This is a genomic window from Gordonia terrae, assembly GCF_051789125.1.
GTDB classification, from domain to species: domain Bacteria; phylum Actinomycetota; class Actinomycetes; order Mycobacteriales; family Mycobacteriaceae; genus Gordonia; species Gordonia terrae_A.
On the sequence record NZ_CP196526.1, the window covers coordinates 3,358,003 to 3,381,223 of the forward strand.

Annotated in this window: 21 protein-coding genes; 4 read left to right on the forward strand and 17 right to left on the reverse strand. The window is 67.6% G+C overall.

Features of this window, described 5'->3' with window-relative positions; all coding sequences use genetic code 11:
• Position 1 precedes the first annotated feature (1 nt).
• Positions 2 to 2,074 carry a M3 family metallopeptidase gene (locus tag ACSUZC_RS15225; protein ID WP_439029353.1) on the reverse strand — a complete coding sequence of 691 codons (2,073 nt, stop codon included), beginning with the start codon at positions 2,072 to 2,074 and terminating at the stop codon, positions 2 to 4.
• Positions 2,074 to 3,930 carry a translation elongation factor 4 gene (lepA, locus tag ACSUZC_RS15230; protein ID WP_439033142.1) on the reverse strand — a complete coding sequence of 619 codons (1,857 nt, stop codon included), beginning with the start codon at positions 3,928 to 3,930 and terminating at the stop codon, positions 2,074 to 2,076. Before lepA ends, ACSUZC_RS15225 begins: the two co-directional genes overlap by 1 nt.
• 157 nt (positions 3,931 to 4,087) lie before the next feature.
• Here lepA and ACSUZC_RS15235 point away from each other — a divergent pair, with 157 nt between their 5' ends.
• Together ACSUZC_RS15235 and ACSUZC_RS15240 are read left to right on the forward strand one after the other, a co-directional pair.
• Complete coding sequence (locus ACSUZC_RS15235; RefSeq protein ID WP_439029354.1) at positions 4,088 to 4,774, forward strand: alpha/beta hydrolase family protein; 687 nt, start codon at positions 4,088 to 4,090, stop codon at positions 4,772 to 4,774.
• Positions 4,771 to 5,196: a type II toxin-antitoxin system PemK/MazF family toxin gene (locus ACSUZC_RS15240; RefSeq protein ID WP_439029355.1), complete on the forward strand. Its 426-nt coding sequence runs from the start codon at positions 4,771 to 4,773 to the stop codon at positions 5,194 to 5,196. The genes ACSUZC_RS15235 and ACSUZC_RS15240 overlap by 4 nt, the downstream gene beginning before the upstream one ends.
• A 10-nt stretch (positions 5,197 to 5,206) precedes the next feature.
• On the opposite strand, the gene ACSUZC_RS15245 is transcribed toward ACSUZC_RS15240, so the two are convergent.
• The 4 genes from ACSUZC_RS15245 to ACSUZC_RS15260 form a co-directional block, all read right to left on the reverse strand.
• Complete coding sequence (locus tag ACSUZC_RS15245) at positions 5,207 to 6,055, reverse strand: transglutaminase family protein (protein WP_439029356.1); 849 nt, start codon at positions 6,053 to 6,055, stop codon at positions 5,207 to 5,209.
• Positions 6,052 to 7,029: an alpha-E domain-containing protein gene (locus ACSUZC_RS15250; RefSeq protein WP_439029357.1), complete on the reverse strand. Its 978-nt coding sequence runs from the start codon at positions 7,027 to 7,029 to the stop codon at positions 6,052 to 6,054. Before ACSUZC_RS15250 ends, ACSUZC_RS15245 begins: the two co-directional genes overlap by 4 nt.
• A complete protein-coding gene (locus tag ACSUZC_RS15255) occupies positions 7,026 to 8,843 on the reverse strand; it encodes a circularly permuted type 2 ATP-grasp protein (RefSeq protein ID WP_439029358.1) in 1,818 nt (605 codons plus the stop codon). The genes ACSUZC_RS15250 and ACSUZC_RS15255 overlap by 4 nt, the downstream gene beginning before the upstream one ends.
• A gap of 93 nt (positions 8,844 to 8,936) precedes the next feature.
• Positions 8,937 to 10,082, reverse strand: coding sequence for a sulfotransferase family protein (locus ACSUZC_RS15260; RefSeq protein ID WP_439029359.1), 1,146 nt, complete (start codon positions 10,080 to 10,082; stop codon positions 8,937 to 8,939).
• Positions 10,083 to 10,322: 240 nt separating this feature from the next.
• On the opposite strand from ACSUZC_RS15260, the gene rpsT reads away from it, so the two are divergent.
• Positions 10,323 to 10,583 (forward strand): 30S ribosomal protein S20, encoded by a 261-nt coding sequence (rpsT, locus tag ACSUZC_RS15265; RefSeq protein WP_439029360.1) that lies wholly within the window; start codon positions 10,323 to 10,325, stop codon positions 10,581 to 10,583.
• Positions 10,584 to 10,726: 143 nt separating this feature from the next.
• On the opposite strand, the gene holA is transcribed toward rpsT, so the two are convergent.
• Positions 10,727 to 11,695, reverse strand: coding sequence for a DNA polymerase III subunit delta (gene holA, locus ACSUZC_RS15270; protein ID WP_439029361.1), 969 nt, complete (start codon positions 11,693 to 11,695; stop codon positions 10,727 to 10,729).
• 160 nt (positions 11,696 to 11,855) lie between these two features.
• Between holA and ACSUZC_RS15275 the strand changes: the two genes are divergently transcribed.
• Positions 11,856 to 13,283, forward strand: a complete 1,428-nt coding sequence (locus tag ACSUZC_RS15275) for an amino acid permease (protein ID WP_439029362.1) — start codon at positions 11,856 to 11,858, stop codon at positions 13,281 to 13,283.
• Between the two features lie 103 nt (positions 13,284 to 13,386).
• On the opposite strand, the gene ACSUZC_RS15280 is transcribed toward ACSUZC_RS15275, so the two are convergent.
• The 10 genes from ACSUZC_RS15280 to ACSUZC_RS15325 form a co-directional block, all read right to left on the reverse strand.
• Positions 13,387 to 14,784 carry a ComEC/Rec2 family competence protein gene (locus ACSUZC_RS15280; protein ID WP_439029363.1) on the reverse strand — a complete coding sequence of 466 codons (1,398 nt, stop codon included), beginning with the start codon at positions 14,782 to 14,784 and terminating at the stop codon, positions 13,387 to 13,389.
• A 3-nt stretch (positions 14,785 to 14,787) separates the two neighbouring features.
• A complete protein-coding gene (locus ACSUZC_RS15285) occupies positions 14,788 to 15,807 on the reverse strand; it encodes a helix-hairpin-helix domain-containing protein (RefSeq protein WP_439029364.1) in 1,020 nt (339 codons plus the stop codon).
• 116 nt (positions 15,808 to 15,923) lie between these two features.
• Positions 15,924 to 16,784, reverse strand: coding sequence for a DegV family protein (locus ACSUZC_RS15290; RefSeq protein ID WP_439029365.1), 861 nt, complete (start codon positions 16,782 to 16,784; stop codon positions 15,924 to 15,926).
• A gap of 76 nt (positions 16,785 to 16,860) precedes the next feature.
• Positions 16,861 to 17,625, reverse strand: a complete 765-nt coding sequence (gene octT, locus ACSUZC_RS15295) for a diglucosylglycerate octanoyltransferase (protein ID WP_439029366.1) — start codon at positions 17,623 to 17,625, stop codon at positions 16,861 to 16,863.
• The gene (locus ACSUZC_RS15300; protein WP_439029367.1) at positions 17,622 to 18,335 is read right to left on the reverse strand and encodes a histidine phosphatase family protein; all 714 of its coding nucleotides are present in this window, start codon (positions 18,333 to 18,335) and stop codon (positions 17,622 to 17,624) included. The genes octT and ACSUZC_RS15300 overlap by 4 nt, the downstream gene beginning before the upstream one ends.
• On the reverse strand, positions 18,332 to 18,694 hold the full coding sequence (rsfS, locus tag ACSUZC_RS15305; protein ID WP_439029368.1) for a ribosome silencing factor: 363 nt from the start codon (positions 18,692 to 18,694) through the stop codon (positions 18,332 to 18,334). Before rsfS ends, ACSUZC_RS15300 begins: the two co-directional genes overlap by 4 nt.
• 14 nt (positions 18,695 to 18,708) lie before the next feature.
• Positions 18,709 to 19,455, reverse strand: a complete 747-nt coding sequence (nadD, locus tag ACSUZC_RS15310; protein WP_439029369.1) for a nicotinate-nucleotide adenylyltransferase — start codon at positions 19,453 to 19,455, stop codon at positions 18,709 to 18,711.
• A gap of 48 nt (positions 19,456 to 19,503) precedes the next feature.
• Positions 19,504 to 20,898, reverse strand: a complete 1,395-nt coding sequence (locus ACSUZC_RS15315) for a vWA domain-containing protein (protein WP_439029370.1) — start codon at positions 20,896 to 20,898, stop codon at positions 19,504 to 19,506.
• Positions 20,898 to 21,812, reverse strand: coding sequence for an AAA family ATPase (locus ACSUZC_RS15320; RefSeq protein WP_439029371.1), 915 nt, complete (start codon positions 21,810 to 21,812; stop codon positions 20,898 to 20,900). The genes ACSUZC_RS15315 and ACSUZC_RS15320 overlap by 1 nt, the downstream gene beginning before the upstream one ends.
• Positions 21,812 to 23,152, reverse strand: coding sequence for a glutamate-5-semialdehyde dehydrogenase (locus ACSUZC_RS15325; RefSeq protein WP_439029372.1), 1,341 nt, complete (start codon positions 23,150 to 23,152; stop codon positions 21,812 to 21,814). Before ACSUZC_RS15325 ends, ACSUZC_RS15320 begins: the two co-directional genes overlap by 1 nt.
• Positions 23,153 to 23,221 lie beyond the last annotated feature (69 nt).

Sequence of the window (23,221 nt, forward strand, 5' to 3'; positions counted from 1 at the left end):
GTCAGGCTGCCAGACCGCGGCGTCGAAGCAGCGGATCGATCCGCGGCTTGCGACCGATCAGGCCCTCATGGGCCACGAGCGGGTCGACGCTGTCACCGCGCGACAGGGTGGATTCGGCGAAGCGACGACCGTTCTCGCGCAGCAGCCCGCCTTCGGCGAGGAACCACTGCTCGGTCTCGGCGTCGAGCACCTCGGACCAGATGTAGCTGTAGTAGCCGGCCGAGTACCCGCCGCCGAAGATGTGGTTGAAGTACGCACTGCGGTAACGCGGCGGGATCAGCTCGGTCCGCAACCCCGCGGCGGTCAGCGCGTTCGCCTCGAACCCCTCGACATCGGTGATGGCCGCGGCCTCCTCCACCGACAACCGGTGCCAGGCAAGGTCGAGCGAGGATGCGGCCAGGTATTCGATGGTGCCGTGGGCGGATTCGGCTCCGGCGGACTGCCTCGCGGCGTCGGCGAGTTCGGCCGGGATGGTCTCGCCGGTCTCGTGGTGGCGGGCGTAATTGCCCAGCACGTCGGGGTGCAGCGCCCACATCTCGTTGACCTGAGAAGGGAATTCGACGAAGTCGCGGGGCACCGAGGTCCCGGATTGCGACGGGTACTCGACCGACGAGAGCAGGCCGTGCAGCGCGTGCCCGAACTCGTGGAACAGCGTGGTGAGCTGATCCATCGTCAGCAGGCACGGCCGGCCCGCGTCGGGTTTGGTCAGGTTCAGCACGTTGACGATGATGGGCTGGGCCTGCAGCACCGACGACTGGTCGACGATGTTGTTCATCCATGCGCCACCGCGTTTCGACGGTCGCGCGTAGAAGTCGCCCAGGAACAGGCCGATGCCGGTGCCCGCCTCGTCGCGCACCTCCCATGCCCGCACGTCCGGGTGGTACAGCGGCAGACCGGTCAGTTCGACGAAGCGCAGTCCGTACAACTTGTTCGCGGCATGGAAGACCCCGCGCGTGAGAACCGTGTCCAGTTCGCAGTAGTCCGCGAAGCCGTCCAGCGGCACCGATGCCGTCGCGCGTCGCTCACGGTCGAGCCAGAAGGTGAGGTCGGCGGGCCCGATCGTGGCGTCACCGGCGAACTCGGTGAGACGCGTCAGCTCTCGGCCACCGGCACGCATCGCTGACGCGTTGAGTTCACGGAGCATGTCGTCGACCGCGGCGGGGTCCGGAGCGGTCTGCTCGGCAATGACGAACTCCGCGTGGTCGCGGTACCCGAGTAGCTCGGCACGCCGGGCGCGCAACCGCACGATCTCGAGCACGAGGTCCCGGGTGTCGTGTGCATTGCCTCGCGCGCAACGGCTGACCGACGCGTCGAAGACGCGTTGACGCACCTCCGGGCTCGTCAGTTCGGTCAGCACCGATTGACTGGTCGGCAGTTCGAGGGCGAGCAGATACCCCGCTTCGTGGCCGGCGTCGGCCGCCGCACGCCTGGCGGCGGCGATCTGACCGGACGAGAGGCCGTCGAGGTCGGCGACATCGTCGACGAACACGGCGGAAGCGTTGGTGTCGTCGAGGATCTTCTGGGAGAACGTCGTCGTGAGATAGGCCAGGCGCGAGGCGATCTCACGCATCTCCTGCTGGTCACCGGAGGGCAGTCCGGCGCCCGCACGGACCGATTCCCGGTACCGCTTGTCGACGAGCCGGCGCTGCGGCTCGGTCAGGTCGAGATCGTCGGCACGTGCGTGGAGATCGGAGATCCGTTCGAACAACACCGGGTTCATAGCGACCGTGTTCGCGTGATCGGTCAGTCGCGTGGAGAGTTCCTGCGAGATCTCGTTGCGCTGCGGGTTGGTGTCGGGTCCGACGAGGTTGAAGAAGATCCCCGCGGCACGGGCCAGGTCGCGACCGGACAGTTCCAGTGCCTCGACCGTGTTGGCGAACGTCGGCGGGTTCGTGTCCGAGGCGATCGCGTCGACCTCCGCGAGATGCGACGCCATCGCGACCGTGAACGCGGGCAGGAAGTCGTCGTCGGAGATCGACGCGAAGTCCGGCAGATCGTAGGGCAGCGAACTCGGTGCCAGCACCGGGTTCGGAGTCGAGCTGTCGTGTGCGGTCAGGGTTTCGGCGCGATCCATCACTTCCCCTTCGGCTTGTCACCCACCGCGTCGGTGGAGAGCGCCGCCACGAACGCCTCCTGTGGTACCTCGACGCGGCCGATCGTCTTCATCCGCTTCTTGCCTTCCTTCTGCTTCTCGAGCAGTTTGCGCTTCCGGCTGATGTCACCGCCGTAACACTTTGCGAGCACATCCTTGCGGATGGCCCGGATGTTCTCGCGCGCAATGATCTTGGAGCCGACCGCGGCCTGCACGGGCACCTCGAACTGCTGGCGTGGGATCAGCTCCTTCAGCTTGATGGCCATGCGGTTGCCGTACGCGTAGGCGGCGTCCTTGTGCACGATCGCGCTGAAGGCGTCGACGGCCTCACCCTGTAGCAGGATGTCGACCTTGACGAGATCCGCTTCCTGTTCACCGGCCTCCTCGTAGTCGAGGCTGGCGTATCCGCGGGTACGCGACTTCAGCGCGTCGAAGAAATCGAAGATGATCTCGGCCATCGGCAGCGTGTACCGCAGCTCGACCCGGGTCTCGGACAGATAGTCCATCCCGCCCAGTTCGCCGCGCCGCGACTGGCACAGCTCCATGATGGCGCCGATGAACTCGCTCGGCGCGATCACCGTCGTCTTGACGATGGGTTCGTAGATGTGGCGGGTCTTGCCCTCGGGCCAGTCCGACGGGTTGGTGACCACGTGTTCGGAGCCGTCCTCCATCACGACGCGGTACACCACGTTCGGCGCGGTCGAGATGAGGTCGAGGTTGAACTCGCGCTCCAGGCGTTCGCGGGTGATCTCCATGTGCAGCAGGCCGAGGAACCCACAGCGGAAACCGAACCCCAGAGCGACCGAGGTCTCCGGCTCGAAGGTGAGCGCGGCGTCGTTCAGCTGGAGCTTTTCGAGGGCCTCGCGCAACACCGGATAGTCGGATCCGTCGAGCGGGTACAGCCCCGAATACACCATCGGCCGCGGCTCGCGATACCCCGTGAGTGCCTGCTCGGCGCCCCGGCGGGCGGTGGTGACGGTGTCACCGACCTTCGACTGTCGCACGTCCTTCACCCCGGTGATGAGGTACCCGACCTCACCCACCCCGAGCCCCTTGGTCGGTTTGGGCTCCGGTGACACGATGCCGACCTCGAGGAGCTCATGCGTGGTACCGGTCGACATCATCAGGATCTTCTCGCGGGGGACGATCCTGCCGTCGACCACTCGCACGTAGGTGACCACGCCGCGGTAGGTGTCGTAGACGGAGTCGAAGATCATCGCGCGGGCGGGCGCGTCGGCGTCGCCGACCGGCGCGGGCACCGAACGGATGACCTCGTCGAGCAATTCGGTGACCCCGACGCCCGTCTTGCCCGAGACCCGCAGCACGTCCTCCGGCTCACATCCCACGATGTGCGCGAGTTCGGCGGCATAACGGTCGGGGTCGGCGGCGGGCAGGTCGATCTTGTTCAGCACCGGGATGATGGTGAGGTCGTTCTCCATCGCGAGGTACAGGTTGGCGAGGGTCTGGGCCTCGATGCCCTGCGCGGCGTCGACGAGCAGCACAGCACCTTCACACGCCTCGAGCGCACGCGAGACCTCGTAGGTGAAGTCCACGTGGCCGGGGGTGTCGATGAGGTGCAGGACGTAGTCCTCGTCGCCTTCTGCCGAGGTCACCGTCCACGGCAGGCGCACGTTCTGGGCCTTGATGGTGATGCCGCGCTCACGCTCGATGTCCATCCGGTCGAGGTACTGCGCCCGCATCTGCCGCTCTTCGACGACACCGGTCAGCTGCAACATCCGGTCGGCCAGCGTCGACTTGCCATGGTCGATGTGCGCGATGATGCAGAAGTTCCGGATACGCGCCGGGTCGGTGAAGGTTGTGTCGGCGAAGGTGGGAATGGGAACTACTCCTCGAGACGTACAGCTGTGTGGGACCGAATTGTGGTACCGGCCGGGGACAAGGGTTGACCATCAGTTTCTCATGCGAGCCGCGACCCGCGCCCACGGCCACGTCTGCGACGGCCCCCGACGCGCGCCGGGCGATACGGTGACAGTCGTGTCCGACATCTCCGTCACCACCATCGAGAACGACGACGTCGCCGCCGACGTGCACCGACCGGTCGCCGTCCCCCGCGCCACGATCGTCCTCGCGCACGGCGCGGGCGGTGACCGCAACGCCGTCATCCTGCGTGCGCTCGCCGACGAGCTGTGCGATCGAGGGTTCGTCGTGGCGCGCATCGACCTGCCGTACCGGCGCCGGCGCCCGAAGGGCCCACCCAGTCCATCCACCTCCCCGGCCGACCGTGACGGCATACGAGCCGCATGCGCGACCTTCCGCACCGAATCCGACGGCCCCTTGTTCGTGGGCGGCCACTCCTACGGCGGCCGGCAGGCATCGATGGCAGTTGCCGAGGACGGCGCCGGTCTCGCCGACGGCCTGCTGCTCACCTCTTATCCACTGCATCCGCCCGGAAAACCCGACCGGTTGCGCACAGAGCACCTGCCGTCGATCGATGTGCCCACGCTGGTCGTACACGGCAGTACTGACCCGTTCGGCACCACCGAGGAGATGGTCGACGCCGTCGGGCTCATCGCCGGGCCCACTCGCATCGTCGAGCTGGAGAAGGTGGGACACGACCTGAATCCGAAGAAGAAACCCACCGCGACCCTGACCGCCGACGCCGTCGACGACTTCTTGATGTCGCCGCATGACGCCCACCATGACCGAGGAGACCGTTCATGACGAGCCACAACCTGCGCTCTGCCATCCGTCCCACCGCGGAGGTGGCACGCCAGATCAGCTACTCGCCCGACCTCGACGGTGACGCCGATCCCGGCGAGATCGTGTGGACCTGGGTCGCCTACGAGGACGATCCGAACCAGGGCAAGGACCGACCGGTACTGGTGGTGGGCCGGGACGCCAACGGGCAGTCGGCCGACGACGTGCTCGGCCTCATGCTCTCGAGCAAGGACCACCACGGTGAGGGCAACTGGTTCGCCGTCGGGTCGGGCACCTGGGACTCGCAAGACCGGCCGAGCTCCGTGCGGCTCGACCGAGTGCTCGTCGTCGACGCCGACGGAATCCGCCGTGAAGGTGCCGTCCTCGGCCAGGAACGCTTTGATGCGGTCGCGAAACAACTCCGCGACCGCTACGGCTGGCGGTAGCAGGTCACGGTCAGGCGAGCCGGGTGATCTCCACGATGACATCGAGATCCGTTGCGCCGCCGCCGGTGTAGATACCCTTCAGCGGCGACACGTCCGCGTAGTCGCGACCGACACCCACCGAGACGTGCTGTTCGGTGATCGGTGTGTCGTTCGTGGGGTCGTACCCCCACCAACCGCCCGTCCAGGCCTCGATCCAGGCGTGGCTCTGACCCTGCACGGCCTTGTCGATGGTCGCATCGGGTTCGGGATGCAGGTATCCGGAGACGTAGCGGGCCGGAATCCCGAGTCCGCGCAGCATCAGCAGCGTGAGGTGCGCGTAGTCCTGGCACACCCCCTTGCGATCGCTCCACGCGTCGACGGCCGTGGTGTGCACCCCGGTCGTGCCGGGGACGTACTCCATCTCTGCGTAGACGAAGCGGCACACGGCCTCGACGGCCTCCTCGGGGGTCAGGCCCTTGGTCACCTTCTTCGCCGTCGAGAGCAACTGCCGGTTCCGGGCGACGAACTCTGTGTAGGACAGCATCTCGTCGTAGCGATCCTTGACGGCCTCGCTGTTGATGTCGTCCCACGACACCTGGTCCTCGCCGGACGGACGGGCACCGCGGTCGGTCTCCACGACCGACAGACCCGACACCTCGAGTTCCTCGTGCGGTGCGTGCAGGTCGAAAGCGGTCACCGCCGTCCCCCAGTAGTCGGTGTAGCGGTATGACCTTGTCGCAGGCACGGTTTCGACGCGGTTGACGATGACGTTCTGCCGCGCGTCACTGCGTGGTGTCAGCCGGGCTTCGTTGTACGACGAGGTGACGGGACTGTGGTAGGCGAATCCGGTGGAATGGACGACGCGCAGACGCCAGCTCACAGCTCACTCTCCTCGATGACCTGGCCTTCGCTGGCGCGGGCATCGGCCCACGAGACATAAGGCGACACATGGAAATATTGTTTGGTGACCGCTTCGTTGACCGCCTGGCAGGTGTCCTGCAGGTCGACCAGACGGTCCTGTAGATCGTCCAACAATTTCCCCGGCTCGAGGAACTCCAGCGAACTGCGTGCACGACCGAGGAGCAGCTGCGCCTCGGCCTGGGCGCCGACGCGGCTGGGCCCCTTCTCGAGTTGTCCGAGGTTGCGTTCGGCGACGCTGAGCGCGTGGAAGATCGACCGCGGGAACAGTCGGTCGAGGAGCATGAACTCGACGATGTTCTCCGCATCGAGCACCCCGCGGTAGGTGCGCAGGAACGTGTCGTGCCCACCCGCGGACACCAGCACGTTGACCCAGGCCGGTGATGATGTGCGATCTCCCGCGCGCGACAACAACATCCGGATCGTCATGTCGACGCGCTCCACCGAGCGTCCGAGTAGCAGGTACCGGTACCCGTCGTCGTGACTCAGGGTGGCGTCGGCGAGTCCGGCGAACATCGCCGCGCGGTTCTTCACATAGGAGAGGAACTCGTGCGGACCGAGGCGACGGGAACGTCGTTCGGCGCCGTCGAGGCCGTTGTACGTCGTGTTGAGGCACTCCCACAATTCGCTGGAGGTGACCTCGCGCGCGCCGCGGGCGTTCTCACGCGCCGCGCGGATCAGATCGACGATCGACCCCACCGCATCGGCGTCGTAAGCGACGCGTTCGGTCAGCGACCACACGTCGAGTTCCTCGTCTGTCTCCGGCGCCGCAAGGCCCAGGACCTGGATGATCAGCCGCGCCTGCCGGTCCACGTCCACGGTCGTGTCCTCGAGGAGCTGGTGGATCGCGACGTCGAGGATGCGCGCCATGTCGTCGGCGCGTTCCACATACCGGCCGATCCAGTAAAGGGATTCGGCGTTGCGCGCCAGCATCATCGGACATCACCGCCCTGTTGCTGCGTCATAGAGCCCTGCTGTTGCTGCTGCATGGTGCCCTGTTGCTGCTGCATGGTGCCCTGTTGCTGCTGCTGGGTCTGTGTGTGCACCGGGTCGGGCGCGCTCTCGGCCGGCCGGGCCGCGGCGACACCGCTGGTGGTCACGACCTTGGCGCCGGACAGTTCCCGATCACCCTCGGACGTGCGCGACGCCAGCACCCAGGTGTCCTTGGAACCGCCACCCTGGCTGGAGTTCACGACCAGCGATCCTTCGGGCAGTGCCACACGGGTGAGACCGCCGGGCAGGACCCACACCGACTCGCCGTCGTTGACGGCGAAGGGCCGCAGATCGACGTGACGCGGACGGATGTCGTCGCCGATCTTCGTGGGGACCGTCGACAGCTGCACCACCGGCTGGGCGATCCACCCGCGCGGATCGTTGCGGACCTTCCGTGCCAACGCATCCAGTTCGGCACCGGTGGCGTCGGGACCGAATACGATCCCGTAACCGCCGGACCCCTCAACGGGTTTCACCACGAGTTCGTCGATGCGGTCGAGCACCTCCTCGCGTTCGTCCGGCAACCAGCAGCGCAGGGTGTCCACGTTCTGCAGGCTCGGCTTCTCGCCGAGGTAGTACTGGATGATCTCGGGCACGTAGGTGTAGATCAGCTTGTCGTCGCCGACGCCGTTGCCGACGGCGCTCGAGATGACCACGTTTCCGGCGCGCGCGGCGTTGAGCAGCCCGGCGACCCCGAGCATCGAATCCGGCCGGAACTGCATGGGATCGAGGTAGTCGTCGTCGATACGACGGTAGATGACGTCGACGCGCTGCTCACCTTCGGTGGTGCGCATGTAGACGATGTTGTCGCGGCAGAACAGGTCTCGTCCCTCGACCAGTTCGACACCCATGAGGCGGGCGAGCAGCGAGTGCTCGAAGTAGGCCGAGTTCGCGACCCCCGGAGTGAGTACGACGATGTTGGGATCGGCCTCGTTGAACGCCGCCGATGCGCGCAGGGCGCGTAACAGGTGACTCGGGTAGTCGGCGACCGCGCGCACCCGGTGCTTGGAGAACAGGTCCGGGAACACCCGGGCCATGGCGCGACGGTTCTCGAGGACGTAGGACACTCCCGACGGGGATCGGAGGTTGTCCTCCAGCACCCGGAAGTCACCGTTCTCGTCCCGGATGAGGTCGATACCGGCGACATGGATACGAACGCCGTTGGGCGGACGGATGTTTGCGGCCTGGCGATGGAAATGCTCACACGAGTGGACGAGTCGCTTGGGCAACACACCGTCGCGCAGGATCTCCTGCTCACCGTAGATGTCGTCGAGGAACAGCTCGAGCGCTTGCACACGCTGGGTGATGCCCGCCTCGAGCTTGCTCCACTCCGCGGCCGAGATCACCCGTGGCACAACGTCCAACGGGAACGGGCGCTCCTTACCCGACAGCGAGAAGGTGACACCCTGGTCGAGGTAGGCCCGACCCAGCGCCTCGACGCGTGCCTCCACCAGGTCGGACTGATCTTCGTCGGCCATGGCCTTGTAGATGCCACGATAGGGGGTGCGCACCTCCCCCGCGGCATCGAACATCTCGTCATATGCCTTGCCGTACGGCCCTTTTGCGTATCCGACGAAGTTCCCGGTGAAGTTGTCCGCAGTCGTCGACTTCGTCGACTTACCGCCCGAGCCAGAGCTTTTCGCCGCGCCGGCGCGGCCGGACGCCGCCCGTCCTGATGAGTTCGGTGATGCCGCTTTGGCGGCTGCGGACTTGCGCGCCGCCTTCTTGGCGGGCGCACTGGTCGATGCGGGGGTCATAAGGTGCCATGGTGCTACAAAACGGCGGGATCGGCAGGACGTCGACCGGCCGTGTCACGGGCGGATGTTCCCGGCACGTCGCAGGCGGCCGGGTCAGCGGGACCGGCGTGCCGCGATCATACGCCGCTTGATCCGGCGCAGGACGTTCGCCGCCCGCGTCCGTGCTCGCGGGCCGACTTTCGGCAGCGGAGCCGCGAGCACCATGGCCGCGATCGTGTCGAGGGCGACGTCGAGAACGGCAGCATCCGACGGCGCCGGGACGTCGGAAGCCGCGTGCTGTGGGGACACGGCGAGATCGGCCAGATCACCGACGACGTCGTACCCCGCCGCCCGCACCGCGTCGACCATCCGCACCGACTGGCAGGCCGCCCACTCCCGATGCTTCTCGGAGAGACCCTGAGGCGGCCCGGAGGGTGCCTCGAACAGGATCTCGCCGATCACCTGACCCTTGATGATCCGTTCGTACCTTCGCCACTCGACGACGTCGGGCTGTAGCCGGCGGTTGAGGCCGCGGAGGAACTCCGCCTGCGCGGCCGACAGCGAGCTGTTGAGACTCGGCACGGGAATGCGGAGCGGGGCGGGATCGATGTCCATGACCCGCAGGAACCGGTCCCAGAGCGTGTCACCGGCGGCGGCACCACGATCCGGCACGGTCACGACGTGCACCCGTTCGGGCCCGACACACCTGGCCCAGCGTTCGAGGATGCCGATGTAGTCCTGGAACTCCCAGAAGGGTTCCTCCTCGTGCGGCTCGGTGCCGCCGGGCACTCCGTGCCCGAGCCCGCCGGCGGCGTAGGCGACCGAATCGACGAACTCGTCGAACGATGCCCGGCGCTGGTTCTTGACGTTCTCCTGCCACACCGACGGAAGCTGGCGCGCCAGATCCCGGACCGTGACGATCACGTGGACCTCGTCGGCGAAGGACAGGTCGCCCATCAGACGTTCGATCTGCGCGTCGGTGGCCGTGCTGTACAGCTCATGCGACAGCAGGGAGATCTGGGGCCAGGCGCGTATCTGCCCCAGCATCTTCGGCCACGTCCCGGCGAAGGCGGGGTCCACCCAGTCGAGGTACCGCTCCGGTTGCAAGTGCACTGCGGCGTGGAAGTGATCGGAGATCACATTGCCCGGGTAGAGCAGTCCGGAGGACTGTAGGGCGAGGTCGCGGTTTCGCCAGAGGCGATCCTGCAGATGTGTGGTGCCGGTCTTGGGTAGGCCGATGTGTACGTAAACGACGGACATGATGGGTCCACCGTAGACATAAGTTCACGGTGATTCTTATCGGTGGCGGGTGCTGCGGGGTCGGGTCACCGCGCGGATTTTGGGCTGGATGAGCCGACTGGTAATGTGGTGCGCTGTTGCGGTGATGCCGTGGGAACGTTCCGCGTGCGCACACCGCCTGGTGCGAGCAGGGCCATCCCGGTCACCGCCCGACCATGAACAGACAGACATATCCACCAGCAACGACAGAGGTAGACACGCGTGGCAAACATCAAGTCTCAGATCAAGCGCAATCGCACCAACGAAGCGAACCGCCAGCGCAACCAGTCGGTGAAGTCGGCGCTCCGTACCGCGATTCGCAGCTTCCGTGAGGCTGTCGACTCCGGCGACAAGGACAAGGCCGCCGAGCTCGGCCAGTCCGCGAGCCGCAAGCTCGACAAGGCTGCCAGCAAGGGTGTCATCCACGCCAACCAGGCCGCCAACAAGAAGTCGGCGATCGCCCTCGCGGTCAACAAGCTCTGATCTGAGCCTGCCCGGCCACCGCCGGACCGACGGCTCTGCCGTTCCACATCTTCATACTTCTCGCTCACCCCGGCAGCATCACGCGGTTGCCGGGGTGAGCGGCGTTCGCATCGGCTGTGAGCTCCGATCGTCGGCTCCGCCTGTCAGCTCCGACGACGCCCGTCCGGTCTGAGATCGGCCACGGCCGCGACCGCGTGGGTGAGACTGTAGTCGGGGTCCGCGGCCTGACCTTTGACGTCGGCGTTGAGCGCTGCGACCACACCGATGGCGCGGGCGATGGACTCCGAATCCCAGGCCTTGGCCTTGGCCTGGACGTTCTTGACCCGGTTCGGCGGCATGCCGAGCTCGCTCGCCGCGGCGAAGTGATCGATCGACCCCATGGGGCGTACCCGTGCGATGGCATGCACGGCCTCGGCGAGCGCGTCGGCGAGGAGCACCCGCGGGACGCCGTGGTGAAGCGCCCAGGCCAGCGATTCCAGCGCTCCCGCGCGGTCGCCGGTCACCGCCCGATCGGCCACCTCGAAACCGGTCACCTCGGGCCGTCCCTGGTAATACAACCGCACGGTGTCGCGGTCCACCTTTCCGCCGGTGTCGGCGACGAGCTGGGCGCAGGCAGCAGCCAGCTCGCGCAGCTCCGAGCCGACACCTTCGACGACCTGCTCGACCACATCCGCACTGACCTTGACGCCGAGCGCACGGAACTCGTTGCGAACAAAGGCCATCCGATCCGACGGCCACTTCGGTGCGGCCGTCGCGTGCTCGACCGCGCCCGCCTTCTTCAATGCAGGCACCATCGACTTGGCGCGTCCCCCTCCGTGGTGCACCACCATCAGGGTGACGCCTTCGGGGAGCGAGGACGCGGTCGCGGTGATGAGCGCGGCGGGCTCCTTACCCGCGTCCGCTGCGGCCTCGACGACGACGACGCGCTCTTCGGCGAACAGTGACGGGCTCAGCAACTCGGCGAGTTCGTGCTCGCTCACATCGCCGGCTCGCACCCGGGTCACCGGGATCGAGGTGCCTGCCGTCGTCGATACTGCGTCGGCGACGGCGGAGATCACCCGACCGGTGAGGAAGTCGTCGTCTCCGAGCAGCAGGTGCAGGCGATCGGTCACGGCGACAATGGTGCCAGACGACGCCGACGACGGTGAGACGGATGCGGCCCAAGCGAATACGACAAGCCGGACAGACCCATCAGGTGCGTGAATTGCGCCTCTCATCGCTCGTTACCGTGAGATCCGCCAGAGTTCCATCAGCGGATCAGGAGACGTCCACGTGACAGTCGAACACCCCGGCACCGAGACCGGTGCGGACACCGATGAGGGGTATCAGCGCGGGCTGACCGCGCGCACGGTCCAGATGATCGCGATCGGTGGCGCCATCGGCACCGGCCTGTTCTACGGCGCAGGCGGGGCCATCGAAAAGGCGGGGCCGGCGCTCATCCTCGCGTACGCGCTCGCGGGGCTGGCCATCTTCATCGTGATGCGCGCGCTGGGCGAACTCCTCATCTACCGCCCCATCTCCGGCGGCATCAGTGAGTACGCCGACGAGTTCCTCGGCCGATTCGCGGGATTCAGTCAGGGCTGGACCTACTGGGCCGTCTGGACCACGACCTGTATGGCCGAGATCACCGTCGCCGGCAAGTACATCAACTACTGGTGGCCCTCGATACCTGTGTGGGTGACCGCATTGGTCGCCCTCGTCGTCCTGTTCGGTGCCAACCTGATCTCCGTCGGGGTGTTCGGCCGCGCCGAGTTCTGGTTCTCCGCGATCAAGGTGACCGCCATCCTGGGCATGATCATCGTGGGTATCGGAGTGCTGCTGCCGATCGCGGGCCTCGGCCCCGAAACCGGGCCGTCGGTGACGAATCTCTGGAACGACGGCGGCTTCTTCGCCACCGGCTTCAGCAACGCCATGCTCAGCCTGCAGATCGTGATGTTCGCCTACGTCGGTGTCGAACTCGTCGGCGTCACCGCCGGCGAGGCACAGAACCCCCGGGTCACACTCCGCCGGGCGATCAACTCCGTGCCGTTCCGGATCGGCATCTTCTATGTCGGATCGCTGTTCGTCATCCTGTCGGTCCGGAGCTGGAAGGACTTCCAGGCCGGCGAGAGCCCGTTCGTGTCCGTGTTCTCCTACATCGGCATCCCGGGGGCGGCGGGCATCGTGAACTTCATCCTGCTGACCGCGGCTCTGTCGTCGTGCAACTCGGGTATCTACTCCACCGGCCGTATGCTGCGCTCACTCGCCCACACCGGCGACGCGCCGCGTCAGCTCACCAAGCTGTCGAACAAGAAGGTCCCGGCCGCGGGTATCACCCTCAGCGCCGCCGTCATGGCGATCGGCGTCGTGGTCAACGTGATCGACCCCGAACACGCCTTCGCCTACATCACCGCGGTCTCCACGGTCGGCATCATCGTCATCTGGTCGACGATCCTCATCTGCCAGATGGCCTACCGTCGCAAGGTGGCGCGCGGCGAACTCCCCCGGTCCGACTACCGCGTTCCGGGTGCCCCGGTGACGACGTGGCTTGCACTCGCCTTCCTCGCGCTCGTGTTCGTGCTGCTGTTCTTCGACCAGGACGGCCGGATCGCGCTCGTCGTCGGCGCGGTGTGGTTCTCCGCCGTGGGCATCGGCTACCTCGTATGGAACCGAGCCGCGGGCCGCCCCGCCGAGACCGACGGGCGTCTGGTCGACCGGTGACGTCGGGTCCTCCGCTGCAGCTGTCGCAGATCGTTGCGACCGGCGCAACGAAGTACTACATCCACGAGACCCGATGCCCAGGGAACAACCGGCCGGCGGGCACTCAGTCGATCGGTGACGACACGTCCACACTCGCCCAGCCGAACCCACCGAGGGTGCGCGCGCACCACACCATCCACCAGAGTTCGGGTGCAAGTGCCCGGATCAGCAACTCGGCGACGAAGGCACCTGGACCGTCGGGAGGCCCGAGCGCGCCGATCAGTGCGGCCAGCGTGCCGACCACGCTGATCACCGCCACCACCGGCGCGACGAGAATGTTCGCGACGATCCCGACAACGGAGAACCGCCCGGTGACCAGCACGACGATCGGCGCGGTCACCACCTGCGCGGTCACGGCCATGGCGATCACCTCGGCGACACCCGGTGGACAACGCCACTGCCGTAACCGGTCACGGAGACGAGGTGCCCACACCACGATCGCGCAGGTCGCGGCTACCGACAGAGCGAAACCCGGTTGCAGGGCGAGCTCGGGCCACCACAGCAGACCGCCGACCACGGCCGCTCCCAGCGCCGGAAACGACTGCGCCCGTCGTGATGTGAACAGCGCGAGGACGCCCACCGCGCCCATCAGTGCGGCGCGCAGCACACTGGGTGACGGCCGGACGAGAACGACGAATCCGAGGATCACCACCAGGCCGACCACCGCTGCGGCCCGCGGCGGCACGCCCATACTCCGGACCACGAGAAGTGCTGCGCCACAGACGATGGCGAAATTGCTGCCGCTGACCGCGGTGAGGTGGCTCAGTCCCGCGTCGCGAAAATCCTCCCGCAGCTGCTCGTCCAGCGCACTCTCGTCGCCGAGTACGAGGCCCGGCAGCAGACCTGACGATTCCGATCCCAGCCCGCGCGCGGCCACCGTCCGCAACCGCTCCCGGATCGCCCCCGCACCGAGCTCATGGGCCGGCGGGCCGCCCACCGTCCGCGGTTCCTGCGAGGTCAGGCTCGCGACGAGCAGCGAATGATCCGGTGGGGGTCGAACACGCACCACCGCGACGACGCGTTGCCCCGGCAGCAGACCCAGCCACGCCCTCGCCTCCCCCATCAGCTCCGCGGGCGCCTCTGGAACGGGCCGGGCTCCGATCTGCTCGACGTCGACGCGCACCCGGACGCGGCCCGTCCGAGGACCGCCGACAGGCGTCGGGTCGCCGCGCAGTGTCATGACGACCGTCGCCTTCCCGGCCTCCTCGCGCAGGGGATGATCGGTGCGGGCTTCCTGCCTCAACGACAGCGACGTCGCGCACACCGCGGCCAGCCCTGCCGCGACGACGACCAGACCGATTGCATCCCAGCCGATACGGCCCATCGCGCACGCGCCGGTGAGCACCACCGCGACCACCCCCGCACCGATCGCGAGACCGACGGTCGTCACCGGCGACGCGAGCAGACCCGCAGCGGTCACCGACCACACCACCACAGCCGGCAGCAGCAGCCGGAAGTCCATCCGTCAGACCGTCACGAGGTCACGCAGCTTGGCCAGGCGCGCGGGCCCGATCCCGTCGACCTCGGCGAGCTGGTCCACGGAAGCAAAGCGCCCGTGAAGGTCTCGCCACGCGAGGATCGCCTTCGCGGTCACCGGCCCTACGCCCGGCAGGTCGTCGAGGTCTGCCTCCGTGGCGGTGTTCAGATTCACGAGGCCGCCCGCTCCCCCGGTCGGATCAGGAACACCCGCACCACCGGCCGATGCTCCTTGTCCGGTGGGTCCGCCCGGCGTCGCCGGAGAACCAGACGCACCGACGACCGCGCTGCGCAACGACATCTGACCGTCACCGCCGGAGTACCCGACGAGGATCTGGTCACCGTCGCGGAGCACCTGAGCGAGGTTCAGCGACAGCAGGTCGGCGTCCTTGCGCGCACCGCCCGCACGGTCGATCGCCTCCGCAACTCGCGCTCCTGCCGCGAGGCGAACGAGGCCCGGCCTGTCCACCAGGCCGACGACGCTGACCACCATGGGGGACGGAGTCGACTGAACAGGCGTGGACGAGACGGGCTGCGGACCCGGGTGAGACGACGAGCCGGCCACCGATCCGAAATCCACCACCGGAGCCGTGTCGGATCCCCGGAACAGGCCGAAAGCCGCGACGGCACAGGCGATCATGCCGACGGCAACGAGTGCGATGGCCGCCGGCGGAGCCACCGCGAAGCGTCGCCGGTCGATCACGTCGTCGGCATCCGCGTCGTCGTCGAGGTCGCCGTCGAGGTCGCCGTCGAGGTCGCCGTCATGGTCGAATCCCGCCCGCCCGCCCGACGAACGGCGCGGCGGAGCGTCGAGCCAGGTCGGCATCCCGCCTATCCCCCAGCCCGGATGGTCGGGCTCTGTGACCGGCGCTTCCGGGTCGTCGCCATCGGATGCGCCGGACGACGGTGAGCCATCGAGGTCAGGCGACGGCGAGTCGACCCGACGGTCCGGTGATCCCACCCTCGGCCCGAGTCGGTCCAATGGACTCCGCCGGCCTGTTGCGCTCATGGGGCCACACGCTAGGCGCGCCGCGCGTCATCATCGGCGGACTCCGTCGTCGGCCACCGGAATCTGTGGACGGTTCGGAACCCTGTGGATGGAGCGGTTGGGCGCTGTAGCGCTCGTCAGTCGGCGTCGAGGCCCTCGATCGGGTCCAGGTGAGCGGCGAGGACGACGCCGACCGCGCCGGGTCCCACATGACTTCCGAGAATCGGGCCGAGGTCGACGGTCAGTTCGGAGGTGACCACCCGCAACCGACCGTGGACCGCGGCACGCAGTTCCTCCGCGACGTCGGGGCTCTGACAGTGCTGGATGCCGACGGTGACCGCTCGGCCACCGGCCGAGTCGACCGCGGCGTCGACCATCTTGTCCAGTGCCTTGGAGAACGTGCGGTGCCGCTCCTTCAGCGTGAGGGTGCCGTCGACCATGTGCAGGATCGGCTTGATCGACAGCGCCGAACCGAAGAGTTTGCCCGCCGCGCTGATCCGGCCGCTGTTGCGGAGGTTGTCGAGTTGCTGCACACACAGCAGAGAATCGACCGTCGCCGCCTGGCGGATCGCGGACTCGTAGACGCGATCGCGATCGGCACCGCCTGCTGCCGCCTGCGCCGCGGCGATGGTGGTGAAACCCACTGCCAGACCGACGGATCGGGAATCGACGACGCGCACCTTGCCGGAGAATTTCTCCGCGGCCATCCGCGCCGAACTCCAGGTGCCCGACAGCCGCCGGGACATGTGCACCGCCACCACACCGTCGCCCGCACTGTCCTCGAGCGCGGCCTCGAAGCAGTCCGCGAGGTCGTTGGGATTGGCGCCGGAGGTCGTCACACCGGGGGTCGTCACGATATCGGCCGGGATGTCGTCGACACCCTCGCGATAGTCCTTGTCCTCGACGTTGACGTGCAGTGGGACCTGCCGGATCCGGTAGTGCTCGGTCACCGACCGCGGCAACCGGGACGAGGAGTCTGTGACGACGACGACAGGCACGCGTCTACGTTAACCGGTTCACGCGACGGCCCCGACACGGGAGTCGGCTCGCTCGGCACCGTCGGGTGCCGCACACTCAGCCGGGGAGGGCGGCCTCGACGACCGGGATGACACGATCGGCGATCTGTCGGTGGCACGCGAACCCCCAGTGGATGCCGTCGGGGTTCATCTCGGTGTCCGGATCGTCGAACGAGTCGCGGGTCGCCGGGTAGAAGTCGACGCACGGCAGGTCGTGGGCGGCAGCCCATCGCGCCATCGCCGCGGTGGTGGGGATTCGGCCCGAATGGACGTAGCCGTAGTACGGACTGCGATGCGTCGGAGGCAGACACACGACGACGGGCAGATCCGGACGCAGATGTGTGAGCGCCTCACGGATCTTCTCGAGATACTCCGTCGTGACCCGTGGCGGCAGCGCCAGCGGCCAGCCGAGACGGGAGCCGCGCGGCTGCACCCATGCGTACCCGTCCCGAATCCACTGCCGCAGCCGGTTCGGACGGACGTACCGGATCTGCTCGCGGAACGCGGTGGGCAGCGGCGACGGCAGGGTGTCCATCCCGCCGAAGGCGAGGATCACGACATCGGCGTGCGGCACGGTGGCCCAGATGTTCGGGTCCTGGGTCAGCGCCCACCACACGTCCCGACTCGTCCACCCGATCCGCCCGAACAGGCGCACCGTACGCCCCAGATCGGCCCCGACGAGCGACGGCCAGATGTTCGGATCGTCCGCGGGCAAACCGCCTTTCGGCCCGTAGTAGGCCAGCGAATCCGACAGCACCAGGATGCAGCGGTCCGTTCCGGACACACTCGCCGACCGGTCCTCGCGGGGTGCGGGGTCGGTCACTGAACCGCGGGGTCGGAATCCTCGGCCGAGGCATTCCACACATCGAGCCGCCAGCGCGGGGACTCACCCGGCTTGGCATGACCCGAGAGCTGAACCCAGCTCGTGTTCGCCAGGCCGCCGAAGGCGGGCCAGTTCTCCACCGGCAGGCCGAGCAGTGCCGCCGTCATCGCGGCGATGACCCCGCCGTGTGCGACGAGTACGACCGGCGCCTCGGCGCTGTCACCGACACCCCACTCCGGCAGCTGCTCGATGAGTTCGTCGACCAGCGGGGTGGCCCGCTCGGCCACATCCACACGACTCTCCCCGCCCGGCGGAGTCCACGTGGCGTCGTCGCGCCAGACCGCACGCGCTCCGGGCATGACCTCGTCGACATCGAGATGTGTGAGGCCCTGCCACTCGCCGAGATGCGTCTCGCGCAGCCGCACATCGGTGGTCACCGGCAGACCGGTGCGCTGGGCCAGCGCTTGCGCGGTGTCGCGGGCCCGGCGCAGGTCCGACGACCAGATCACCAGCGGTTGACGCTTCGCGAGCTCGACGGCCGCCGAATTCGCCTGCCGCACACCGAGCTCGGACAGATCGGTGTCGAGCTGACCCTGCATGCGGCTCGCCGCGTTGTATTCGGTCTGCCCATGACGCAACAGGATCAGACGACGGACGATGGGGGTCAGCCGCTCGACAGCGGTGTCGTTCGAATCCGGACCGCCACTCACGAGAGTCCTTCCACCTCGATGACCGGGCAGTCCTTCCACAGACTCTCCAGCGCGTAGAAGCGTCGTTCGTCTGTGTGCTGGATGTGCACGACGATGTCGGCATAGTCCAGCAGCGCCCAGCGACCCTCGCGGGTGCCCTCCCGACGCAACGGCTTGTGCCCGGCTTCCCGTAGCTTCTCCTCGACCTCGTCGACGATCGAATTGACCTGTCGCTCATTGTCTGCCGAGGCGATGACGAAGGCGTCGGTGATCACCAACTGCTCCGACACATCGATCACCGTCACCTCATGGGCGAGCTTCTCGGCAGCGGCCAGCGCCGCCACTTTTGCCATCTCGATTGCTTCAGCTGACGCAGTCACTCGAGTCCTCTCATTCACTTGTCGCTTGTTTCGTCCACGCGCCGCGTCGATTCGGCGGTTTCCGAGTCACGCTTCTCGGGGCGGTTGGCACCAGGGAGGGCCGGGGCGGACACACCCGGCGACGATGCGCGCGCCACGCGATACAGCTTCCGCTTCGCGATGTACTGCACGACACCGTCGGGGACCAGGTACCAGACCGGCCGTCCCTGCGATGCCCGCGTGCGGCATTCGGTGGACGAGATCGCGAGCGCGGGGATCTCCAGCAGGTGCAGGGTGTCCTCGGGCATCGCCTCGAGATGATGGGCCAGGTGTGTGGCGTCGAGTTCGTATCCCGGCCGGCTCACCCCGACGAACCTGGCGAGGCCGAAGAGCTCCTCCCAGTCCTGCCAGGAGAGGATCGATTCGAGCGCGTCGGCGCCGGTGATGAAGTACAGCTGCGCATCCGGCAGCAACGCCCGCAGGTCGCGCAGGGTGTCCACGGTGTAGGTGTCGCCGTCGCGGTCGATGTCGACACGGCTCACGCTGAACTGCGGATTGGAGGCCGTCGCGATGACCGTCATCAGATAGCGATCTTCTGGCGGACTCACCGTGGTGAGTTCCCCGATCTTCTGCCACGGGCGGCCCGTCGGGACGAAGATGACCTCGTCGAGCGCGAACCGGTGAGCGACCTCGCTCGCCGCCACGAGGTGACCGTTGTGGATCGGATCGAACGTGCCACCCATGACACCGATACGGCGCGCGCGAGGGCGGTCGGGTGACATGGACGGTCAGTCTACGCGTCGACCACCTGCTCAGATTCGGCGCGGGGATCAGATCGGCAGCAGGTCGGCGATCACGGTGCCGAGCTGGCCGGCGTTGCGGCACTCGAACATGTCGATGACCTCCGCGTAGTCGGTGGCGATCGAGTCGCCCGTCCCCCAGTGTTGCTTGGCCTCCGGGTTGAGCCAGTACGCGTGGCGCGCGCGCTGTACCAGCTCGCGCAGGGCGTCGGCGTGCGGGTCGTGGTAGTTGTTGCGAGCATCCCCGAGAACGAGGAGCGCACCGCGGTGGGTCAGTGAGTCGCCATAGTCACTGACGAAGCCCGCCAGCATGTTTCCGTAGTCCGAGTGCCCGTCGCGTGTCGATATCCGTGCGGTGGAGATCATGTGGTGCATCGCCGCACCGAAATCCTCCTCACCGTGGTCGAAGAAGTCGGTCACCTCGTCCACGGTGTCGACGAACGCGAAGACGCGAACCTTCGAGAACTGCTGGCGCAGCGCGTACACCAACCGCAGGGTGAACTGGCTGAACCCCGCGACCGATCCGGACACGTCGCAGATGATGGTCAGCTCGGGACGCCCGGGCCGCGGCTTGCGGTGACTGAGCTCGATGGGGACGCCACCGGTCGACATCGACGCCCGCAGAGTCTTGCGCACGTCGACCGCACCGCGATGGGCCCGGCGTCGCCGCGTCTCGAGTTTCGCGGCGAGCAACCGGGCCAGCGGCTCGATCGTCTTGCGGATCTCCACCTGTTCTCTGGCCCCTGCCGAGAGGAAGTTGACGTTCTCGGGCAGGGGCGGAACCGCGTACGCCCCCACCTTGTCCCGGCCGTTGCGGTCGGCCATGCGCCGTTGCGTCTCCCGCTCGATCGCCGCGCGCAGATCATCGGCCCTCTTACGTGCCGCCTGGCGATACAGCGGCTCGGTGCCGGCCCGCGACCCCTCGTCGCCCTCGCCGCCGGCCATCGCCGCCGCGATCTTCGCGATCAACGTCTGCGGGCTGACCGCCGAGAGTGCCTGATAGGCCGAGAACGCCTCGCCCTTGGTGGAGCCGTATCGACCCAGTTCGTCGACGATCATCGCGATCGCCTGGTCGAGCCGTCCGTCGTTGGCGGCCGAATCGTCGGCGAGGAGTTCGGCGAGCAGCTCCCGAACCGCGTCGACGTCGAGTACACCGTCGGCCTCGCGCGGGAGATCTTCGGTGACCGTGCGCATTCCGGCGCCGACGGGGAACCACAGGTCGAAGACCCGATCGAACACACCCCGGTGGGCGTGGTCGACGAGCAGCGTCGTGGCCAACCCCTCACGGAGTCGCGGCCGTTCCAGCAGGTCGAGAACCTCCATCGCGCTCGCGGCGTCGATGAGACCCGACGGCCCCACCACGATCCCGCGGCGACGCAGCTCGTCGACGAAGTCGGTGAGGTGCGCGACGAGCGGAGCCGTCATCAGCCCAGCTTGAGTTCTTTGAGTGCCGTCTTCAGATCCGGCCGATGCTTGAGCACCACGCCCAGGGTCCGGGCGATGAGCCCGTCGTCGAGGCCCCCGCCCTTGGCGGTCGCCTTCTCCCCCGCCCCCAGTGCGAGCAGCGTGTTGGCCCAGTCGATGGTCTCGGCCACTGATGGCTTCTTGCGGATGTCGAGCGTGCGCAGGACACCGACGATGCGCACCAGTTCGGCGCTGAGCGACTCCGACAGGTTCGGGACCCGCGACGCGAGGATCTCCTTCTCCCGCTCGGCATCGGGGAAGTCGATGTAGAGGTACAGACAGCGCCGCTTGAGCGCCTCGGACAATTCACGCGTGGCGTTGGAGGTCAGCAGTACGATCGGGCGGCGTTGGGCGGCAACGGTTCCCATCTCAGGGATCGTGATGGCAAAGTCGCTCAGCACCTCCAGCAGCAGGCCTTCCATGTCGACGTCGGCCTTGTCGACCTCGTCGATGAGCAAGACCGTGGCGCCCTCGCGGGAGATCGCCTTCAACAGCGGCCGCGGCAGCAGGAACTCGTCGGAGAAGATGTCGGTCTTGGCCTCGTCCCAGGCACGGGTGCCGGTGGCCTGGATGTGCAGGATCTGCTTGGCGTGATTCCACTCGTAGAGGGCCCGCGCCTCGTCGATGCCCTCATAACACTGCAACCGGATGAGCTCGGCATCTGTCGCCGCCGCGATCGAGCGGGCCAGCTCGGTCTTGCCGACGCCGGCGGGCCCCTCCACCAGGAGCGGCTTGCCGAGACGATCGGCGAGGAAGGTCGACGTCGCGGTGGCATCGTCGGCGAGGTAGCCCGTGGCGCGCAACCGTGTCACCACGTCGTCGACGGCGGTGAACGACGGCACCACCGCGGGCCCGGCGCCCGTGTACTCCGCCATCAGGCCGGCCGCACGTGGCCGTTGCCCCAGACCACCCATTTGGTCGAGGTCAGCTCGGGCAGGCCCATCGGACCGCGAGCGTGGAGTTTCTGGGTGGAGATGCCGATCTCGGCGCCGAAACCGAACTGCTCCCCGTCGGTGAACGCGGTCGACGCGTTGACCATCACCGCCGCGGCGTCGACCCGGCGGGTGAACTCGTCGGCGGCCGACAGGTCGGTGGTGATGATGGCCTCGGTGTGACCGGTCCCGTAGGTGTCGATGTGGGCGACGGCGGCGTCGAGGTCGTCGACCACCTTCATCGCGATGTCCATCGACAGGTACTCCGTCGACCAGTCGTCCTCGGTCGCCGGTTCCATACCCGGCTCGTCACCGTGGATCACCACACCCTGGGTCTGCAGGACCGAAGTGATCCGCGGGAGCGCCTCAGCGGCAACGGCCTTGTCGATCAGGACCGTCTCGGCGGTGTTGCACACGCTGGGCCGGCGGGTCTTGGAGTTGAGGATGACGCGCGCCGCGACGTCGAGATCGGCGCGCGCGTGAACGTAGACATGGCAGTTGCCGACGCCGGTCTCGATGGTCGGGACCGTCGCGTTCGACACGACGGCTGCGATCAGGCCGGCCCCTCCACGGGGGATGACCACGTCGACGAGTCCGCGAGCCCGGATCAGCGCCGTGACACTGGACCGGTCGTCACTCGGCAACAGCGACACCGCATCGGCGGTGACACCCTTCGACGACAGCGTCTCGCGCAGTACGCGCACGAGTTCGGCGTTGGACGACGCCGCGGACGACGAGCCTCTCAGCAGCACCGCGTTGCCGGATTTGAACGCGATCCCGAAGGCGTCGACGGTGACGTTGGGCCGTGCCTCGTACACGATGCCGACGACACCGAGCGGTACGCGCAGCTGGCGCAGCTGCAGGCCGTTGGGAAGTGTCTTCCCGGAGACCACCACACCGATCGGATCCGGTAGCACCGCGACCTGCCGCAGACCGTTGGCGATGCCGGTCACCCGCGCCTCGTCGAGGCGAAGCCGGTCGAGCAGGCTGGCCTCGGTGCCTGCCTCCTCGGCACGGGCGATGTCCTCGGCATTGGCCGTGAGGATGGACTCCGTCGCAGCTTCGATGGCGTCGGCCGCGGCGAGGAGGACGTCGTTCTTCCCCGCAGTCGTCAATCCAGCGAGCGAACGGGACGCGGACTTGGCCGCCCGGGCGAGCCCGAGGACGACCTTGTCGGCGTCGGACCTCTCGGTGCCGGACTTCTCGGTGCCGGACTTCTCGGTGCCGGCCTCTTCGGTACCGGAGCCGCCTGCGACGGACTGCTCTGCGGTGGGTGCGCTCATCAACATCCTCGACTTCGCGGTGGTTCCGGAACCAGGACGCCCCGGACAAGTGCCGATCTCAGAGTAGCG

Bases quoted from the DNA above. Each gene is read 5' to 3' on its own strand.
- ACSUZC_RS15240 (WP_439029355.1), top strand. From the start codon at position 4,771: ATGACGAGCCACAACCTGCGCTCTGCCATCCGTCCCACCGCGGAGGTG.
- ACSUZC_RS15285 (WP_439029364.1), bottom strand. From the start codon at position 15,807: ATGAGCGCAACAGGCCGGCGGAGTCCATTGGACCGACTCGGGCCGAGG.
- ACSUZC_RS15250 (WP_439029357.1), bottom strand. From the start codon at position 7,029: ATGATGCTGGCGCGCAACGCCGAATCCCTTTACTGGATCGGCCGGTAT.
- ACSUZC_RS15255 (WP_439029358.1), bottom strand. From the start codon at position 8,843: ATGACCCCCGCATCGACCAGTGCGCCCGCCAAGAAGGCGGCGCGCAAG.
- ACSUZC_RS15320 (WP_439029371.1), bottom strand. From the start codon at position 21,812: ATGGCGGAGTACACGGGCGCCGGGCCCGCGGTGGTGCCGTCGTTCACC.
- ACSUZC_RS15225 (WP_439029353.1), bottom strand. From the start codon at position 2,074: ATGGATCGCGCCGAAACCCTGACCGCACACGACAGCTCGACTCCGAAC.
- ACSUZC_RS15325 (WP_439029372.1), bottom strand. From the start codon at position 23,152: ATGAGCGCACCCACCGCAGAGCAGTCCGTCGCAGGCGGCTCCGGTACC.
- ACSUZC_RS15280 (WP_439029363.1), bottom strand. From the start codon at position 14,784: ATGGACTTCCGGCTGCTGCTGCCGGCTGTGGTGGTGTGGTCGGTGACC.
- ACSUZC_RS15260 (WP_439029359.1), bottom strand. From the start codon at position 10,082: ATGTCCGTCGTTTACGTACACATCGGCCTACCCAAGACCGGCACCACA.
- nadD (WP_439029369.1), bottom strand. From the start codon at position 19,455: ATGTCACCCGACCGCCCTCGCGCGCGCCGTATCGGTGTCATGGGTGGC.
- ACSUZC_RS15315 (WP_439029370.1), bottom strand. From the start codon at position 20,898: ATGACGGCTCCGCTCGTCGCGCACCTCACCGACTTCGTCGACGAGCTG.